The organism is Caballeronia sp. dw_276, assembly GCF_018449635.1.
Taxonomy (GTDB): domain Bacteria; phylum Pseudomonadota; class Gammaproteobacteria; order Burkholderiales; family Burkholderiaceae; genus Caballeronia.
This window is the reverse complement of sequence record NZ_JAAVUV010000024.1, coordinates 1-20,374: the sequence shown is the minus strand read 5'-3', so window position 1 is coordinate 20,374 and position 20,374 is coordinate 1. Positions and strand designations below refer to the sequence as shown.

Annotated in this window: 6 protein-coding genes and 1 pseudogene; 6 read left to right on the top strand and 1 reads right to left on the bottom strand. The window is 55.3% G+C overall.

All coding sequences use genetic code 11. The annotated features are described in order from the left end of the window. The 6 genes from HB633_RS30260 to HB633_RS30235 form a co-directional block, all read left to right on the top strand. Window positions 1–1,539: class I SAM-dependent DNA methyltransferase (locus tag HB633_RS30260; RefSeq protein WP_213781809.1), on the top strand; the 1,539-nt coding region annotated here is incomplete at its 5' end. Next, window positions 1,536–2,885, top strand: a complete 1,350-nt coding sequence (locus HB633_RS30255; RefSeq protein WP_213781808.1) for a restriction endonuclease subunit S — start codon at window positions 1,536–1,538, stop codon at window positions 2,883–2,885. The genes HB633_RS30260 and HB633_RS30255, both read left to right, overlap by 4 nt. A gap of 100 nt (window positions 2,886–2,985) precedes the next feature. Then, the gene (locus HB633_RS30250; protein ID WP_213781807.1) at window positions 2,986–6,099 is read left to right on the top strand and encodes a type I restriction endonuclease; all 3,114 of its coding nucleotides are present in this window, start codon (window positions 2,986–2,988) and stop codon (window positions 6,097–6,099) included. A gap of 696 nt (window positions 6,100–6,795) precedes the next feature. Continuing rightward, a complete protein-coding gene (locus tag HB633_RS30245; protein ID WP_213781806.1) occupies window positions 6,796–8,466 on the top strand; it encodes a hypothetical protein in 1,671 nt (556 codons plus the stop codon). Window positions 8,467–9,326: 860 nt separating this feature from the next. Next, complete coding sequence (locus HB633_RS30240; RefSeq protein ID WP_213781805.1) at window positions 9,327–12,662, top strand: STY4851/ECs_5259 family protein; 3,336 nt, start codon at window positions 9,327–9,329, stop codon at window positions 12,660–12,662. Between the two features lie 7 nt (window positions 12,663–12,669). After that, a complete protein-coding gene (locus tag HB633_RS30235) occupies window positions 12,670–18,930 on the top strand; it encodes a DEAD/DEAH box helicase (RefSeq protein ID WP_213781804.1) in 6,261 nt (2,086 codons plus the stop codon). A gap of 473 nt (window positions 18,931–19,403) precedes the next feature. Here HB633_RS30235 and HB633_RS30230 read toward each other — a convergent pair. Further along, a pseudogene (locus tag HB633_RS30230) lies at window positions 19,404–20,374 on the bottom strand (hypothetical protein); the annotation flags it as partial.

Sequence of the window (20,374 nt, the reverse complement as noted above, 5' to 3'; positions counted from 1 at the left end):
TACGTCCAGGCGTTCTCGCCTGCTGCGCGGGACATATTCGAGCGGTTCGACTTTTACACGCAGGTTGAACGGTTGGCCAAAGCCAATCTGCTGTACCTCGTAACTGAGAAATTCGCGAATATCGACCTGCATCCAGAGGTCGTCGACAACAATCAGATGGGGCTGGTGTTCGAGGAGCTTATCCGCAAGTTTGCCGAAATCTCGAACGAAACGGCCGGGGAGCACTTCACGCCGCGAGAGGTCATCCGCCTCATGGTCAACTTGTTATTCATTGAAGACGATGACGTGCTCATGCCAGGTAATGCGGTGGTTCGCACCATCTATGACCCAACAGCCGGCACCGGCGGCATGCTCTCGATAGCGGGTGAATATCTGCTTGAGCACAACGCATCGGCACGTCTCACAATGTACGGCCAAGAACTCAATGACGAGTCATACGCTATCTGCAAGGCGGACATGCTCATTAAGGGGCAGCCGGTCGAGAACATCATTGCTGGCAACACATTGTCGGAAGACGGGCATGGCGGTCGCAAGTTTGACTACATGCTCTCGAATCCGCCGTTTGGCGTCGAGTGGAAGAAAGTCGAAAAGGCCGTGCGCAAGGAGCACGAGGAAAAGGGCTTTGATGGCCGCTTCGGCCCGGGCTTGCCGCGCGTATCCGATGGCTCGATGCTGTTTCTGATGCACTTGCTCTCAAAGATGCGTCCGGCGAAGGAAGGCGGTAGCCGTTTTGGCATCGTGCTGAACGGCTCGCCGCTTTTCACCGGTGGAGCTGGCTCGGGTGAATCTGAAATCCGCCGGTATGTGTTGGAGAACGACCTGGTCGAGGCAATCATCGGCCTGCCGACTGATATGTTCTACAACACCGGCATTTCGACCTATGTGTGGATTCTGTCGAATAAGAAGCCGCAGCAGCGTAAAGGCAAGGTGCAGCTCATCGATGCGTCGAGTTTCTGGCAAAAGATGCGCAAAAGCCTTGGCAGTAAGCGGAAGGAAATGTCGGATGACCAAATTGCGGCCGTTACTCGGCTCTTCGGCGATTTCGTCGAGGCCGAGTTGACGACCGTGTTTGACATCGAGGGCAAGGAGCTTTCCCGTTGGGTCGTACCTGCTAACGGTCACGCGCCAGAGTTGCCAATCGGCGGTAGGGCAAAGTCGGTTCCCATCTCGCGTGTATTCAAGAACGAGGACTTTGGTTACACCACCATCACTGTCGAGCGACCGCTAATCGACCAAAACGGGAAGGTCGTGCTCGGGCTGAAGGGCAAGCAGAAAGGCAAACCGCAGTCGGACAGCGCGCTACGCGATACGGAGAATGTGCCGGTTTCTGACGACATTGCTGCCTACTTCAAAAGGGAAGTGCTGCCTCATGCGGCTGACGCCTGGATTGACGAAGAGAAAAGTAAAGTCGGTTATGAGATTCCATTCAACCGGCATTTTTATGTATTCGAACCGCCGCGCGACTTGCACGCGATTGATGAGGAATTGAAGGCTGTGTCGGCCAACATCATGAAGATGCTCGAGGAGTTGGCGGAATGAGTTTGCCTCGATACTTACAGTACAAAGAGAGCGGTGCCCCGTGGCTTGGTCAGGTGCCAGTTGATTGGGACGTTACACCGCTCAAGAGTTGCTTCGCGATTTACGGCGGCTCGACACCAAAATCGGACGAAACGTCGTATTGGGAAGGGGACATCATCTGGGTGAGCCCTGCCGACCTGAGCAAACTGGCGTCGTTTTACATTGAAGATTCAGCACGGAAAATCAGCGAGGCTGGGCTGAAATCATGTGGTGCGACGTTAGTACCCGAAGGTAGCATCGTCCTCTCCACTCGTGCTCCGATTGGCTCTCTCGCCATTGCCACAACCGAGTTATGTACGAATCAAGGCTGTAAATCGCTTATTCCCGGCGAGGGAATTCAATCGCTTTTCTATGCCTATTTTTTGTCAGTCGCAACCGAGGCCCTGAATGTGCGCGGAAAGGGCACAACCTTTCTAGAACTTTCGGCCGACGAGTTAGGGGCATTCAGGGTGCCGCGACCCTCATTTTCGGAACAAATCGCCATCAGCGCCTTCCTCACCCACGAAACGCGCAAGATTGATGCACTTATTATCGAGCAGGAGAAACTCCTCACCCTGCTGGCAGAAAAGCGCCAGGCCACTATCTCGCACGCCGTCACCCGTGGCCTTAACCCCGACGCGCCGTTGAAGGATTCTGGTGTAGCTTGGCTAGGGGAAGTGCCTGCGCATTGGGATGTGTTTCCCATCAAGCGCGACCTGACGTTCTTGACCAGCGGCTCCAGGGGATGGGCGGAGCATTACGCCGACGACGGTGCCCTCTTTCTTCGAATCGGCAACTTGACCCGTGACAGTGTGAACCTCGATTTGACCGATATTCAGCGCGTTGAAGTCCCGAAGGGTACCGAAGGACAGCGAACAAGGGTTCAGTCGGGGGACCTTCTGTTCTCGATAACCGCATATCTTGGTTCCGTAGCAGTCGTACCGGAAAATTTGGAGCCCGCATTCGTCAGTCAGCATATTGCGTTGGTGCGTCTGCGAAAAGAGAAAGTTCTTCCTCTATGGGTCGCCTACCTGAGCTTGTCGTGGGTCGGGAAAACATACCTTGCGACACAGGGCTACGGTGGAACGAAAGTGCAATTGAGCCTTGACGACGTAGCGTGCCTCCTAACAACAGCGCCACCGCTTGAAGAGCAAAGAACCATTCTCAAATTTCTCGAGCGCGAAGTAGTCAAAGTTGATGCCCTTGCCGCAAAAGCTGAACGCGCCATTGACCTTCTCAGAGAACGCCGCAGCGCCATGGTTGCGGCCGCTGTCACTGGCAAGATAGACGTGTGCGAGCAACCGGCCGCGCTGGACGCCGCAGCATGAACTACGATTGCCCGCTTCTTCTGCCGTTCGGCGACGACCTGACGACTCGCGACGCGGGCCAACGTATCGTAGACGAACGACAGACCATTCCGGGTAACGCATGAGCAACTTGCATCAGGAACATCACTTCGAAGCGGAAATCTGCGAGCAACTCGGTGCTAATGGCTGGTTGTACGTTGAAGGCGATGCGGCGCACTACGACCGCGAGAGCGCGCTGTATTGGCCCGACCTACTCGCATGGATTGAGGCCACGCAGCCCGTGTCTTGGCGGCAATTGACGAATACACACGGTCCCGCTTTGCGCGAGGTTCTCGCCAACCGCGTGCGAAAGAATCTTAACGAGCGTGGCATCCTCGACGTGTTGCGTCGGGGCGTCGAGATACTCGGCCTCAAGGAGCCGCTGTCGCTCGTGCAATTTAAACCGGCACTCGCCATCAATCCCGCTATCCAGCAGCGGTACGCGGCCAACCTCCTTCGCGTCGTGCGCCAGGTTAGGCATTCGTCGAATAACCCGCTCGAAGAATTGGACCTAGTGCTGTTCGTCAATGGCATCCCGGTCGCCACGGTCGAACTGAAGTCAAACTTCACTCAGAGCGTACAGGACGCAGTGGACCAATATCGCTTCGACCGGAATCCACATCCTAAAGGTGGCTCGGCCGAACCTCTCCTCAGCTTTCCCGGTGGAGCGCTGGTACATTTTGCTGTGAGCCAAAGCGAAGTAATGATGACCACGCGGCTTGCCGGGCCGTCTACATATTTCTTGCCGTTCAATCGAGGTAACGATGGCGCTGCGGGCAATGCACCAAATCCGGATGGTTTTGCCACCTCCTACCTTTGGGAAGAAGTCTGGGCACGTGACAGTTGGCTCGACATCCTTGGACGTTACCTGATTGCTAAGCGCGATGACAAGAAACAACCGAAGAGCGTCATCTTTCCTCGTTACCACCAGCTCGGCGCCACACGAAAGTTGGTTGCCGATACGCTTGTCAAAGGCGCTGGCGAGCGATATCTCATCCAGCACTCGGCCGGGTCCGGCAAAACCAATTCAATTGCATGGACGGCGCACTTTCTCGCTGACTTGCACGATGCTAGTCATAACAAGATGTTCGACAGCGTGCTGGTCGTGTCGGACCGCACGGTGCTGGATTCGCAGCTTCAAGAAGCCATTTTCGACTTTGAGCGCACTACCGGTGTAGTTGCAACTATCACGAATGAGCATGGCAGCAAGAGCGCGCAGCTAGGGCAGGCGCTCAAAGACGGTAAGAAAATTATTGTCTGCACGATTCAGACCTTTCCGTTCGCGCTTCAGGCGGTTCAGGAACTCGCGGCAACAGATGGAAAGCGGTTTGCGGTCATCGCTGACGAAGCGCATAGTTCACAAACCGGGGAGGCTGCATCAAAACTGAAACAGTTGTTGTCTGCCGAGGAATGGAGCGCATTGCAAGATGGCGGAGAGGTCGACACGGAGGCAATCCTTGCCGCTCAGATGGGAGCTCGCACCGGTGCTAAAGGCTTAACGTATGTTGCCTTCACTGCCACGCCGAAGCAAAAGACACTTGAACTTTTCGGCCGGCCCGGCCTCGACGGCAAGCCCGAGCCCTTCCATGTGTATTCGATGCGCCAAGCCATCGAAGAGGGCTTCATCCTTGATGTGCTGGAGAATTACACTAGCTATAAGCTTGCGTTCAAACTGGCGCATAACGGCCATGAACTCGACGAGAAACGGGTCGAACGCAACACCGCGATGAAAGGTGTGATGCAATGGGTTCGCCTCCACCCGTACAACATCTCACAGAAGGTGCAGGTCGTCGTCGAGCATTACCGAGAAAACGTTCAGCCGCTTCTCGACGGAAAAGCGAAGGCGATGGTCGTTGTCGCCAGCCGTAAGGAAGCCGTGCGCTGGCAGAAGGCGATTCGCACATACATTGAAAAGCAAGGCTATCCGTTGGGCGTCTTGGTCGCATTTTCTGGCGAAATCAATGACCCAGACAGCTTCCCGTCGCCGGTTACCGAGACGAGCAAGGAACTGAATCCAGGGCTCAAGGGACGGGACATTCGCGACGCATTTGGCGACCCAGGCTATCACCTGTTGCTTGTTGCGAACAAGTTCCAAACGGGCTTCGACCAACCGCTGCTTTGCGGAATGTATATCGACAAGATGTTGGGCGGTATCCAGGCGGTACAGACCCTTTCACGGCTGAACCGCGCGCACCCGGGAAAAGACACAACGTATATTCTCGACTTCGTCAATGATGCTGCCGAGATTTTGAAGGCGTTCAAGACCTACTATAAGACTGCGGAGCTTGAGGCGACCACTGACCCGAACAAGGTCTACGACCTGAGGGCAAAACTCGATGCCAGTGGCCATTACGACGATTTCGAAGTCGACCGAGTCGCGAAGGTCGAAGTTGACCCTAAGGGAACACAAGCTCAACTGAGCGCGGCAATAGCGCCTATAGCTGACAGGCTTCTCAAACGCTTTAAGGCCGCCCAGGGAATCGAAAGCCATGCTCAAGCGCAACATGACGACAAGGCAGCACAAGCCGCGAAAGATGCTCAAGACGCATTGATTTTGTTCAAGAATGACATGGGGGCATTCGTCCGCCTGTACGCATTTCTGTCCCAAATTTTCGACTATGGCAACACTGACATTGAGAAGCGCTTCATGTTTTTCAAGCGCCTGATTCCCTTGCTGGAATTTGGGCGGGAACGCGACATTGTGGACCTTTCAAAAGTCTTGTTGACGCACCACAATCTCCGCAATAGTGGTCGGCAGACCTTGAATCTCAAGATTGGTGAAGCGCAGAAGTTGCGGCCGATGGACGCAGTAGGCAGCGGGTCCGTTCAGGAAAAGGAGCGTGCATTCCTCGACGAAATCATTCAAAAGGTCAACGGCCTATTTGAGGGAGAGCTTAGTGACGACGACCAGTTGGTCTATGTGAACGGAGTCATCAAAGGCAAGCTGCTCGAGAACGATACGCTAATGAAACAGGCCATGAGCAACAGCAAAGAGCAGTTCGCAAACTCGCCGGACCTGAAGAATGCACTTCTACACGCAATCATGGATGCGTTCGAAGCGCATAGCACTATGAGTACGCAGGCGCTCGGCTCTGAACGCGTGAGGGATGGACTGAAGGACATCTTGCTTGGACCGGCGCAGCTCTATGAGGCATTGCGGGCTCGGTCGGAATCGCCACCGGCGGCTGCACTCTGAACCTTTTCGCCTTGATGCTTGCAAATCAGTGAGTGAAGTTTTCAAAATCGCTTAGTGAGACTGACCTACTGCGCCGACCAGCGGCTGTACCATGACTCCATACCCGGGAATATCGTTGGTCTGTCGCCAACGTCGAAATGAATGACATGGAAAGGCTTGCAGCGAGCCAAATCGCAACGTTTCTCGAAGCGTGTCAGTGGTCACTTCGAGATGGTGGTTTCATTGTCCCGGTTGGCACCATTACCGGTGGCCAACGCCGGGTGATACCACAATTCGAACGTAGGTTCGCTGGTCCTCTAGCTTCAGTGGTCGCCGAAACACGCAACTGACGAACTTGGGGGCTAACCGAGTCAGCAACTAAACCCGACGAAAGTGCTTTCGTTGCTGTGATGCGCGCCTAGATAAAATCTCGTGTCCACTTGCGCCGAAAACGCCTCGCACTTTTATTTAAATCATGTCATGATTTGTTCGTCTGAACGCTGAGTTGACTAACAATGAACAATCCGACGCAGGAAGAAATGTCACTTGTGCCCAGGTCGCGCCAGCCCCGGCGGTCGACTTTTATTGCTCTCGCTACGGTACTGACGCTCCACCCGCTGAGCTTGCCGCCGGTGAAGCTGGATTTTCACGTTACGTTAGATACCCGTCCGTACTCGGAAGGGCTGGTCAGAAGCGCGCAAGCGGAGCGCAACTAGGATGAATCGCTCTTTGAGCCCGACCGACGTATTCCGGAATCTGGTGGTGACCCTGCGTGACCACGGTGTTCCTGATGCATATCAGGCTGCGCTGTCGATGCTCGCCGGCATGCAACGGGGCGATTCGCCCAAGTCAGATAAGGCGCCCGTCCCCCAGGCGGACTTGCGGCCGCTACTAGACCAGGCGACGTCACGACTTTCTGAAATTCTTGATTGGGTTTCGGTTTCGGACACGGCCAGACGTCGTGGGGAGGCGTCTCTAACGCCGGATATTGCGCAGCTCCTAACGGACCTTGTTTTAGAGGGGGCGCATACGCGGGCCGTTGTCCTGCAGGACCCTCTTTGCCTTGTGGCATCCCGTTTGAACGGCGCTGGCGTGTCGGTCGAACAGTATTGCCCCGGGTCTGACATTCCGGCGTTATGTGTCGGAATCACCCGTGCTACAACCTGGACCGTCATAGGAGAGGCTGAAGACGTGGTTGGCGTCAAGCCCAATGGATTTTTACCGTTTCAGCGTGTCTCTAAATCGGATGCTGTTAACGGTGTCGCGATAGCGGCGTTTCCACTTATTCCCGGCGTCTCGGGCGGTACACATGCAAAACAGCTTCCTTATGCAGCCAGTGAAGACCTGCGCGGGGTTATTTCGGCTGTCGGTTCGCGTATCAGGCGGCTAATTGCGCTTGTGCCGAGTTCCATGCTCTATCGCACTGGAAAGGGGGCTGATTTTCGGAACGAACTTCTCTTCTCGGGTCGTGTAGAAGCGGTACTCGAGCTTCCCAATGGCGTGACGCCGCTTGCAACCCACCAGTATTCTGTGTTGATTCTGCGACTCGCTGGAGGGCCATCTGCAGATGCATCCGTGTTCGTCATGACGTTGGCTGAGCGCCCAACTGCGGGCACCAGGGGACGGGGTCGGAGAATTGAAGTTGAGTCGAGCCGCACCCTGACCCGCAGCATTTTCGATGGCATCGACGGCCGCGTTGAGAATGCCATTACCAGTCGTAGACTGAGCATCGAAGAAATTATGCGCAATGGCTCGCTGCTTCCACGCATGATACTTACTGGCTCATCGGCTGCGGAGGAGGCGGCCGAAAATAGCGCGTCACTACGTGACCTCGTGCAGATTATTCGTCCGTCGTCGATATCAACGGGTTCGGTTAGCTTGGGCGCAAGCTTGAGCACCGAAAGCGTGGTCCGTGCGTCCCCGTATGTTCGGTTTATCGAAACAACGGAAGACCAGACCGGCGAGACGGAACGTATAAAGACTCCTGGCACAGTTGCCAACCTTCAACCTGGAGACATAGTCATGGTGTCGAAGGGGGCGGTCGGTGCCATGGGGCTGGTGCAGGACGCTTACGATGGTCCTGTATTCATGCCGAACTCCTGCCTCATATTGCGTCCGAAATCTGCAAGTTACGCGGAAGCACTGTATCTCTTCTTCAAAAGTCGGACCGGAGCAGAGCGTCTTCGACAAATCGTCACTGGAAGTACGGTCCGTAACATTCGAATTTTGGACCTTGGAGGACTTACCGTTCCATTTCTTTCAGCGCGCGCTTGTACCACGGCAAAGGATGCACTCCAAGGCATCAATGAAAGAACGCTTGAAATTCAGCGTTTGACGGAAGAACGTGCTCGAATATTTGCCGGTGCAGTCGAAGCGATGTCTGTGTAAAGCAGTTAGGTTTGCCTAGTTTTTCGAGGGTTGGTTCGTCCTTGATTCCTCGCGGACTCTTCAAGTGATTCGAGAGAACTAACAATCCATTCAAAGACCGGAACGTACGGTTGCGTAATTGGAAGTGACGGCTTTTCTACCTCCGCTATATCGACGTGGTTAGATTTCTCGTGTTGAAGACTTGCAGTATTTGGGGCTTGAGCTTCATCCGCGGTCGCCGCCATGGTCTAACGGTTCTCGGCCGTGCTTCGCTGTGTGCTATACATTTGTGCCGTGCAGTAAGGAGTTTCATTGGCTTTTCCCAATCGATTTTGGCTTTTATTCATTGCGCAACGGCCCGTTTCAAGCGCTTTGCAATAGATAACGCGACTCGCGCCACGATGTTCCTAGTTCTGTCTCTGTACGGTTTCTCGCGACCGGCGCACTGACACATATCTGAGCTTAGACTCACGGCCTGTTGGTGGAGTGAGGGCCGTCACATTTGCTGCTTCACGACAAAATAGTGGGTTCCGGGTACGCTACACGCACTTTCATGAAGTCATATTGATTCCGCGCCGGATAACCACATCTGCCCAAGCATTGGAAAATATGGCCGTATGCCTAAACTTTCCGAGACGGATGCCGATAAGACAAAGAGAATATATATAAGGGTTAAGCACCTCCTGAGAAAGGAACGGCATCGGGCCTTTCAATGGCGGCAATCTTAGGTTGTGTCTTGCCGACACATTACTCGTCAGGGTTATGAGGCAGTTATCCCTTGAGCAATAGAGTCGACTCGGCATAGGTCAATTACACAGAAGCAGACAAGGATTGCGTTCGGGCGCTTCTATTAAAAACAAAAAAACATGACGGGAGCAGGCATGTCTCAGCAGTTGAGTGCGGTATCGCCAGTTCGAGCGTGGTTGGCAGAATTTTTCCTAGTCAGGGGAATCTTCAAAGGAGCCACCGGCATTCCTCTGTACCGATACCAGGTAACGCCAGATGAATATCGCGAACTCGAGCAAGTTCTCCTGGACAACCGCGCACACGCCTTCCACACGACCTACGGGTTTTCGTGGATGGCGGGCTTCTGCTTGTTCGTTGCAGAAAGCTTCCGCCGCGAGTACGACGCGAAAGATGGCGGGTGGGCTTGGGCGCGGTTTGAAAATCGACTGAGCTGCAGTTTCACGCCCCAGCAACACGGCGAACTGGTTAGGCAAGGGCTCTATCAGTATTGGAAGCGGCCGATTCGCCAATACCAGAATCGACGAGATAACTTTCTCGGCTCCCTCTTCATGGAGGGCGGACTTCCATGGCCATTGGTGCAGAGCGAGTCGCACGGCTTCGGGAAGGTGGTACGAAAAGGCCTTAAGTATTTCTATCGAACAGAAGCCGGACGCCGCACGACCACCGATTTGATGGCCGATTTTGAGCAAGACCTGCCTTTAACCTTCCGCACACTCGAAACCCGGCAACTACTCGCCGGAATCGTCGAGCAGTTGATGCATCTGGCCACCAAATATTCACTCAAGGACAAAAGCGACCCCGCTCAATATTTGGACGAGGCGAGTCCAAAATGGTGGTCGGAATTTCCGCTACCGCTAGACGAGGACAATGCGAGGCGATTGATTAGCGAGTGGCTGCGCGATGCCAGCCAACGCCACGAAGAGCGCGAAGCGGCGCGTGCAAGCTCCGGCGTGTTTTCATGCACCCATCGCTTGCTAGAGAAGGCGGACAACTGGTGCGTACGCTCGGAGGTCACGCTTCCTCGGGAAGCAAAATTCCCCATCGACCCACTCAAGTCCAATACGACGCGTTTCGAACTAGCCTTTTTCGAAGGCGAGCGGCTACTTGCGAGAGCCGGCACGGCGTATGGCCAGCAAAAAGACGGGGAAGCCGGATTGTCGGTTCGATTTCTGCGGACTCAGGTCTCGCTCGACCGGATACGGTTGAGCGACGAAATCAGCCTCAGGTTGCTCGCAAATGGGAGCCCGGCGCACGTTGTGCACTTCGAGCTGGGTGCGGTTGACGGCCAGGAACTGCCGTTGGTATTTGAGTGCAGAGGTGACGAATGGTGGTTCATTGCCAATGCTTCGTGTTCGACCGCCGGCGACCGGGTCCGCGTGCGTATTCCGCGCAAATTTAGCTATTCGAGCAGCCGCGCGGTCACCGTCCGGACGGAAACGGATGACGCGCTGTGGCTCGAAGCAACCGACGACCTGCGTTTGACTTCGGATACCGGTGAACACTATTCGATAACTCTTAGGTGCAGCGCGGAAAGGCACAGCCAATTCGCCCTGAAAGGACACATTGCACAGTACGAGTCCGTACCGCAGGTAGTCTACGAGGGCTGGCCCAAGCTTGAGGCTTCGTTCGAAGTCGGGACATCTCATCCCAATATCCAAGAATTCGCGAATCGGCAGCTGGTTACTTCGACTAAAGGCGCAGAACATCTCGGCAGTATTCGCTACAGCGCAAAAAATACGTCCGGTGACGTCCTTATTCAGCGTCGTTTCGGCGTTGTTCCCAGAGGTTTCTCCATCTCACTGTTTCCGGCGTCGTCCGGCAAACCCGCGCGTCTGGTGGCGAAAAACTCTCGATTGCTGGAATTGCAGGTCGTCAACGACGCAATCAAGAGCTGGCCGGAGTTCGGCGACCAAGACACAACTATCTTCTTGGAGCACCAAGGCGACGAGCCACCTGCCTTCCTAACACTCGAAGCACGCGGCGATTCTGGCGCTGAATTGATTCGATTCAGACTGCCGTTTCCATACCAAGGCGCCCGATTGCTTGGGGCAGATGGGAAGGCAAGTGCTCGCCGTGAGTTCACCCTGGCTGAATTGCTAGGCCTTCGGGTCGCGCTTTCTACCTCGGCGCCAAACGGCGCCGAATTCTGCCTACAACTGGAACTGGTCGGTCGAGAGCGTCGCTGTTCCCGACACTATGTCGTAAAAACAGCCAACGTGCCGGTATTGCTTAGCCTCTTTAGCTACCAGGCCGACATGCTGCAGATGCTCGGCGCGGTCAACGACCAGGATGCTTTTTTGCGCGTCACTGTAGAGACGGACCAGCGGCTTCTGCACTTCGATGTTCGGCGGTACAACGGTGCTCTTCGATGGGAAAACCATTCGACGTTCGGCATAACCAGCCCATCTCGGAACACGCTCCAGACCGAAGTGACGGTCGAGGCAATGCTACTCCCGGACCCCAAGCAGGCTCCCGTCAAAATCCCCGAGATGACAAGTCAAGACGCGGGAACGGGCAGGTTTAGTACATCCGCCGCGATGCTCCGCGACGGGCCGTGGCTCATCTATCCTGCCAATGAGTCACCGACGCAGTTCCGTCCAGAGCTATATATACCCCAGCAACCTGGCAACACGGGAATACCGAGTGAAATCCGTTCACTGCACACGGCGGCGAGAGTATTTCATCCGGTAACCCACCCCGACGTCATCAAACAGCAAGTTGCCGATATGGCAATAGACCTGGACCATAGCGGCTGGCAGTATCTTGCGGACCTACGACAACACTACCGCCACCTTCCCCTATCTGTGTTCGAAGCCTGGCTCGCGCTATCTCGTAACCCGGCAGCGCTGGCGATTGCGGTCTTCAGACTCGAGTTTGACGAATTGTTTTGCGAGCGTATACGGGACGACTTGGCGGTGATATGGGAGTGCATACCATTGCCGGCTTGGGCGAAAGCCTACGCCGAGTTTCGGAAGTGGCTCACACTGCAAGGTGTTCCTGAAATTCTGATGGGGAGCGTCCTCACGAATCGCCGAGCGGTACTTCCCACCGTCGTGTCGGGCTTCAACGAGGTAGGAAATTACCTAGAGACCGGCGACCCCATCAATCTGCCAAAACTCCCCATCGAATCTATCCTGCCAGGTTGGTACCAACAACTACGCCGGTCGCACGAAGGGAACAATCATTGGCCAATCGACCTTGGCCCTGCACTCAAAGAATGGATAAAGCGACAGGCGCTTCCCAAACAGGTTAGCGGGTTGTCCATGGTTGAATTCTCTGACGCTGTCACCTACCTACCGATTTTTATGGCGTCTGTGACAGCCGGAATCGCAAACATTGACGAGCTAAAGGCGAACCGGTCCTACGCGAAGTTTGCAATCAAGATGGTCTCTGATTTTGACCGAAGCAGCTGGTACACGCCGGTTCACGGATTGATGGTCTCCTATTTACTCGCAGCAGCGAAGGTGTGAGGAACGAATGAGGTACTTTACAAATCTGATTGAACAAAGCCTGAGTCGCGCTCGCGAGGCCACTTTGAGCGTGCTGGGTATCAATGACGAAAATCTGCGCAGCCATCTAGGTCAGCAGATGAACGATGAACTTGGTTCGGACGGATGTTTTTTGGCGCCGCCCGTGTTTGAGCATACGTTCGGGTGGCAAGAGACCGAGGAAACCACGCTGAATGATTTAAGGGGGACCCTCCTCTCGGCGAGTCTGCTCGATACGCTCCAGAATGCTCAGCCTCCGTACCGCTTTGCATCGGATGCGCACCCTTACATTCACCAACTGCAGGCATGGGAAACCCTTCTCGGACCAACACCAAAATCCGCAGTAGTCACGAGTGGCACGGGCTCGGGGAAGACAGAATGCTTCATGGTGCCCATTTTGGAAGACCTGATTCGCGAACGCGAGAAGACCGGGCGACCACTCATTGGTGTGCGCGCGCTGTTCCTGTATCCACTCAACGCGCTCATCAACTCGCAGCAGGAACGGCTTGACGCGTGGACGAAAAGCTTCGGCTCCGATATCCGCTTCTGCCTGTACAACGGAAAGACGGAGGAAAGCGCGAGTCAAGTTCGCAAGTTGCAACAACAACGGCTGAACCAAGTACTGTCACGTGAGCAACTCCGCAGGGAGCCGCCACCTGTCTTGATGACCAATGCCACCATGCTGGAGTACATGTTGGTTCGACAGGTCGATGCTCCAATCCTCGAGATTTCTCGTCAGCAGCGCTCGCTGCGCTGGGTAGTACTGGATGAGGCGCACACCTACATAGGTTCCCAAGCCGCCGAGCTCGCGCTGCTCCTGCGACGCGTCGTTCAGGCGTTTGGCAAACGACCCGAGGAAATCCGTTTTGTCGCAACTTCGGCAACCATCGCCGACGGCAACGCGAAGGAACGATTGCAGCACTATCTCGCAAGTCTGGCCGGTGTGCGTCCCGAGCAAGTTGTTGTAATTGGCGGTTCTCGTAAAGTGCCTGATATCGACCGGGCAGGGCCGCAGGAGCCGCGAAGCCTCGAAGCGGTTCGCGCAATCGACGGCAACAACGAAGTCGCTGCTACGCGTTTTTCGGCACTCGCCAATCATCCTCTAGCCAGCGAGTTGCGCCACGCTGTTGTCAGCAAGGGCCGCCCTCTTGACCTAAACGAACTGGTCCAAGCCGCGGGCAACGCCCTGCAAGGCGAAGATTTGGCTGCTAAACAGCGCGAAATCCTGGAATGGCTTGACCTAATGAGCGGAACGCGGCGCGCGGGTGATGAGCCGCCGTTTCTTAAACTCCGTGCGCACCTCTTCCAGCGCATGCTGCACGGGCTTTGGTCTTGCGTCGACCCAAACTGTTCTGCGAAACCTGGACATCTTTATTCCTGGCCGTTCGGGAACGTCTACGTGACGCAACGCTCGCGCTGTGATTGTCATGCGCCTGTCTACGAACTTGGCTTTTGTGAAGAGTGCAAAACCCCTCACCTTCTGGCGGAAGACAACGCTGGGCAACTTCTGCAACGCAGCCCTTACGCAAGCGACGAGTTCTCCCTGAGCTACGAGAGTCCCGCAGAGGACGTAGCATGTATCGAACCATCGTCGAGTCCCCGGCAGCGACAGCGCGCAGAGAAGTTCATCCTGGCAGCGTCGGATACACAGAATGACCCATATTTCCCACTGGCACTTAACCTCAAGACCCTGGCCGTAGGCACTCCATCATCTTCAGACACTATCGAACTCGCTGCTACGCCCGAGTCTGACGCACGCTGCAGTCGTTGCGAGACTGGCTTTACTGAGTCACCTGTAGCGCTTCGCAAAGCATACCTCGGCGCGCCGTTCTATGTTGCGAACGCAGTTCCAACCGTCCTCGAGTTCTGCCCGGACCCGGCTCCCGACGATTGCGACGGCAAATCTCCAGAAGAGCTTCCGGGGCGCGGGAGGAAGCTAATTACGTTCACGGATAGCCGCCAAGGTACAGCGCGCATGGCGGTCCGCATGCAGCAAGAAGCGGAACGGTCTCGCCTCCGAGGGCTTGTTTTTGAAGTGCTGCGCAATGCCCAAGCGAAGCTCGATGCAAAGCCTAAGGACGTGCCCACGGTCGGCTATGATGCGCTCATTCAGGAAGCGAGGCGCGCCAAAGACATCGGATTAAGTGACATAGCCGCCAGGTACCTGCAAATGGCGGAAGAATCTAAGTCTGGGGTTTCTGGCGGCAGAGCCAGCGAAACTTCCTGGCCCGAAATGGTGAGTGAGTTGGCCACATCTAAAGACATAGCGCAATCGATTCTGGACTACAACAAGTACGCTAATCCAGAACTCTTCGGTGGTCATGAAGCTGCTCCCGCGATGGCGCGCCTTCTTCTTGCTCGGGAATACTCGCGCAGACCGAAGAATCAGAACAGCACGGAGACGTTGGGCCTCGTACGTATCAGCTACAGTGGTCTCGAGAATGTCACTAGTGCGCCCTCATTATGGGGCGAACGCAAAGCGAAGCCCCTACCAGGCAAAGATAACGACGTCGCGACCAAGCTGACGCTCCAGGATTGGAAAGATTTTCTCAAGATTGCGCTCGACTTCCATGTGCGCGAGAACACCTTTATCCGCCTCGACCCGACGATGCAGCGGTGGATGGGAGGACGGTTCACGTCGAAAACCCTAATGCCGCCACGGCGGGACGCGGCGGAAGGTTCTACGTTTAAAAAGTGGCCCCTGGTGAAGCAAGGGAGAGCCAACCGCCTTACTAAGTTGCTCGAATTAGGATGCAACCTCGACAGAGCCCGAGCCGAAGACAAAGACATCATCAACCACTTTCTTGAGCAAGCTTGGACAGCTTTGGTTGGAGCGAGAATACTTGAGCAGTTCGAAGGGGGGCACGCGTTAAACCTCAACAGCCTAACGTTCTCCCTTCCCACCGTCGCGTGGGTTTGCCCACTGACTCATCGAATGTTCGACACCGTGTTTCGTGGGCTGACTCCGTACCTGCCTGACCGGTTTCGCGAAGGAGATTTTCAGTGCCGAAAAGTTCAGCTTCCGACTTTTTCCCAGCTATTGCCGGGTGGCGATTCTGAGTCTGTACAGACTCAGGTTCGCAGGCTTGTCGCGGAGAATTCAGATATCCGAAAACTTAGGGTACAAAATCTCTGGACCGACCTAAGCGACCGAACGGCGGAAGGTGGATTCTATTACCGGACCGCGGAACATTCTGCGCAGCAATCTTCGACCAAGCTAGAAACGTACGAAGAGATGTTCAAGCGCGGCAAAATCAATGTGCTGAATTGCTCGACTACTATGGAAATGGGTGTCGACATCGGTGGCATATCTGCGGTGGTCATGAACAATGTGCCTCCCCATCCAGCGAACTATCTCCAGCGCGCCGGTCGCGCAGGCCGCCGCAATGAAGCCCGCTCAATCGCGTACACCTTATGCAAGGCTGACCCGCACAATCAACGCGCGTTCAAGGAACCGAAATGGCCGTTTATCACGGCCATTCCGGCACCGAGTATTACCCTTAGCTCGGACCGAATAGTGCAACGCCACGTCAATTCGATGCTTCTCGCTAAGTTCCTGCGAACGCTCGGTGACACTGGAACGGACCGCACAAAACTCAACTTGAAATGGTTTTTTGGTGGCGGGGAGACGTCGACCTGCTCTCGTTTCATTGACTGGATACGAAGCGAGCCTGAAGGGCTCAAAGCAAGTGTTGCGGACCTTGCTCGTGGAACCAATCTGGCGGCGAGGTCCTTGTCCTCAATCATCGACGACGCCATTGCGATTTTGCTGCCACTCGAGTCTCGCTGGGGTTTGGAGCACGGGAAGCTTACCCAGTTACTCGCATCTGCCACAGACGAGCCTTACAGAAAGGCACTCAGTTTCGAACTGAAGCGCCACGAAGAAGAATATCTGTTGCGTGACCTCGCCGCCCGTACCTTCCTGCCCGGCTACGGATTTCCAACCGATGTCGTGAATCTAAACACCTATAACGTCGAAGATTTCAAGGACCGGACTCGTCAACGAGACGAGAAGAGCCGAGAGGACAATATCTTCACTTCAAAGGAACAACCAACGCGCGGACTGGACGTCGCCATACGCGAATATGCACCGGGCGCACAAATCGTCATTGATGGACGGGTGTACCGGTCCGCGGGGATAGGTCTACATTGGCACTCGGGTGGCGCTATAAAGGAGGCTCAGAAATTTGATATCGCCTGGCGCTGCACGAATTGCGGCACAGCGGGCTTCACCGAGAACGCTTACTCCAACAGTGTTAACGTACAGTGTACGCAATGCGCTAATCCGATTCTTCCTACAGAGAAGAAACTGGTGCTTCGCCCATCAGGATTCGTCACGGACTTTTACGAGTCGACAACCAACGACATCAGCGTACAAAAATTCATACGGGTTGCGCCCCCGCGAATTCAACTTGACGGCGAAACGCTCGCGCTACCGGACAGCCGCTGCGGATATCTCCGTTTTGGCCACAACGGCAGCGTCTTCTATCACTCGTCTGGCGAGCATGAGAATGGATACGCGATTTGCCTTGCATGCGGACGCGCGGAGTCGATGACCCACGACAGCGAGGTTCCTGCTTCGCTTCGTCCTGACAAACCCCATCGTCCGGTCGGCGGAGCCACTGGCAGCCGCAAAGACAAGACGTGCGCAGGCACATCGGTCAAAGCAAACGTCTATCTCGGCTATCACACTGCTACCGACGTTCTCGAGCTTTTTCTGAAGAGCCCGAAAACCGGAGAGTGGCTCGGAAGCTCCACGGAGGCGGAAGTCATTGCGACCACACTGGCAGTCGCGTTGCGTGACGCAATCGCCGATGAGATTGGCGTTTCGAGCACGGAAATGGGGTTTGGTGTGCGCCTCGATAGAGACATCTCAACGGGCAAAATACGGTCCGTCATTCAGCTCTTTGACCGAGTCAACGGCGGCGCTGGATTTGTGTTGACGGGCCTACCACAGGTAATAAAACTGCTGACAAAAGCTGCGCACAAGTTGAGTTGCCCAGCTGATTGTGAAAACGTGTGTTCCTCTTGCCTCGCGAGTCAGGACAGTCGTGTCGAGTACGAGGAATTGGACCGACACGCGGCAAAGGGATGGCTTGAGGTAAACGAATTCCTGCGGCATCTTGAATTGCCCGCTGAGTTCCACCGCATTCCCGGCGCGACATATTGTTCCTTCGGCCCACAACGCTTCATTCAAGAAACTATCAACAAAGGTGCGACCGCCATTCAATTTTTATTGCGCGGTGACCCTAGGGAATGGGACTTGGACCTTCCAGAATTCCGCGATAGGGTATTGACTTGGAAAGTTATGGATTCGCTTGACGTTAGCATCGCATTTCCGCAGTCGAAACTTCTCTCGAACGACGTTAAACGAAGCCTCTGCATTTTGGACAAACTTGGCGTGCATATATGCCAGTGTGACGATAGCTGGGATGCCTTTGGCGTTCCTGGTGTCGTGCAAATTTGCCGTGGGGAAGATACCCAGACGCTTTTTACGACTACCTGCGACTCAGGCATTCCTGGAGAAGGCTGGCTGCAGACGAACAATTCCAGCGTTTGGGTGTCAACGACGCTAGTTAAGCCATTCAACGTGACGCCAATCGACATGGCTCGCTGGGATAGCGGCGATACGGGTGCCACGGTTCTGGACGTCGTAACAGAGCTAAATGGGCCCGTGTCCTCATTGTCAACGCGACTGAACGCGCTGTTTCAGGAAGCGGCGCCCTCATTCGCAAAGCTGATAGAACAAGACCGCGCCACCGAAATCAGCTACAGCGACCGTTATCTCAAGTCGCCATGGTCGTTGATGGTGTTGAGTGGGTTCCTTTCTCTGTTCAAGAACGATGACCTTCATCGTCTGGACATTAAGATTCTCCAGCCCAAAGCAACACACTTGACTAACAGTATCAAGCACGACTGGAGTCGCTGTGAAGACCTGAACGAGTTAGTAATAGCGTGGCTGCAGACTATCGTTTCCGTGGAGCCCCGAATCACGATGGTCGAAAAGTCATACGACCTTCAACATAGCCGGGTCATCTCGATATTTTGGGCATCGGGCAAGAAGAGTAAAATTATACTGGACCAAGGTGTTGGTTACTGGCAGCCAAAAACGCCTTATCGCGAGCAAACGTATTTTGACTTCAACGGGACCCTTCAGGCGCAGGCTCTTCAGATGGCGGACCGGTACAAAATCACCAATATGACCAATGGCGGTGCATGGCCGACCTTCTTGACTATCGTGTCGGAGTAATTTTGAGACACTAACGGACCGGTCGCCACTCGCCACACGGAGTAGTCGGCGCAAGAGCTTTGTTGGGAGGAGTTCCTTCCCTCAATTCGGTCCGCGAGGACGCCGTTGAGAGGAAAAGATGGCGAGTCGAGGTGCGCTTTAGAAAACGAGCGGTCTGTCGATGCCGCCGCCTAGGGGAGTACGTGGAGAATTACAAGGGGTTCGGAAACTTTACGTACTTTCCACCTGGGGATTATCTAGACGCCGAAATACATGAGCTGCGCGCCTGACCAAAGATGACCAATGCACGCGCATTCGGTCAACTAGGGAGCTCGTCCAAACGGACGGGTCCCACAAAGCACTTGAACTCGCGTTGAGTGTTGTAGCGGCAACCATTTCCTGCGGATTAAATCGCAGCAAGACGTCGCCCCAAGCGAAGGTGTTGTCGCGAAAACTGTCGCCACGTTTTCGCTGCTAGCTGCGCTACGAGAGAACTAATTCCACGGCCAGAACGAAAAACCAGAGCTCGCAAACGTGGCGGTGACTTTGAACTGTTCGGCCGCGAAAACGAAGTTCGGAACGTAGTCCGTTGGTGCCAACTCGTCATCTGGTTCATCCGGGTCAATCGACGCGAGGACGTCGTTGAGCTCAGCTTGAACCTCTTCTTCAGTCGGCGGGATAACTGTCACGCGCTGCCGGATGATTGCTTCGCAGTTGGGTTCGAAGCTCACCCGCACGAAAAGCTCGCGTGCGTCTTGCGCGTACATCTCGCGGAAAAACGGCACAGTGCATTCCTTGCCGACCTGCTCGAGGAGCTGGTCGAACTCTGTCTCGGTCATCAGAAACTCGTCTGCCAGTACAGGCAATACTGCCTCAATGGTTTTCACGAGCGCCTCGGTGTCATCCTCAACGACGTAGTCCATCGCTTTCTTCGCGAGGTAAGCGGAGCCCGCACCGACCCCCATTGAACCGACAAGCCCTCCAGCGAAAGCGCCAACCGTGGTGCCGACGCCCGGAAAGATTGCCGTTCCAGCGGCGGCCCCTGCTGCGGCGCCCGCCATCCATCCCGCGGTTCCACCTACCACGCCCACGCCGTTGACCACGAGGTTCTTGCCAACCTGTTTCCAGGAAACGCTTCTTTGAATTGCAGCTCGGTAGATGTCCGGACCCGTGATGACGACAGTCGTGACCACGGCGGTGATGACGTTTGAGCGCAGGAGCCGCGAGAGGTAATTCGTCGCGGCCGCACCCGAGAGCGTCTTTCCTGCGGCGGCCGACGCAATCTTGTCGACGGCAATGCGGCCCCACTCGGTCCGGGCGATGGCCTTAACGCCCACCCGAACGAGAACTGTCGCCTTGCGTGCCATGCCTGTGCGCAGAAGCTGGGAGGTGGCCACTCCTGCGATGAAGGAGGTCCCGGCCGACAGCAGGCCCATGCCTACGGATTCGCGCAGCGCTTCCTTGG

Bases quoted from the DNA above. Each gene is read 5' to 3' on its own strand.
- HB633_RS30255 (WP_213781808.1), top strand. From the start codon at position 1,536: ATGAGTTTGCCTCGATACTTACAGTACAAAGAGAGCGGTGCCCCGTGG.
- HB633_RS30250 (WP_213781807.1), top strand. From the start codon at position 2,986: ATGAGCAACTTGCATCAGGAACATCACTTCGAAGCGGAAATCTGCGAG.
- HB633_RS30245 (WP_213781806.1), top strand. From the start codon at position 6,796: ATGAATCGCTCTTTGAGCCCGACCGACGTATTCCGGAATCTGGTGGTG.
- HB633_RS30240 (WP_213781805.1), top strand. From the start codon at position 9,327: ATGTCTCAGCAGTTGAGTGCGGTATCGCCAGTTCGAGCGTGGTTGGCA.
- HB633_RS30235 (WP_213781804.1), top strand. From the start codon at position 12,670: ATGAGGTACTTTACAAATCTGATTGAACAAAGCCTGAGTCGCGCTCGC.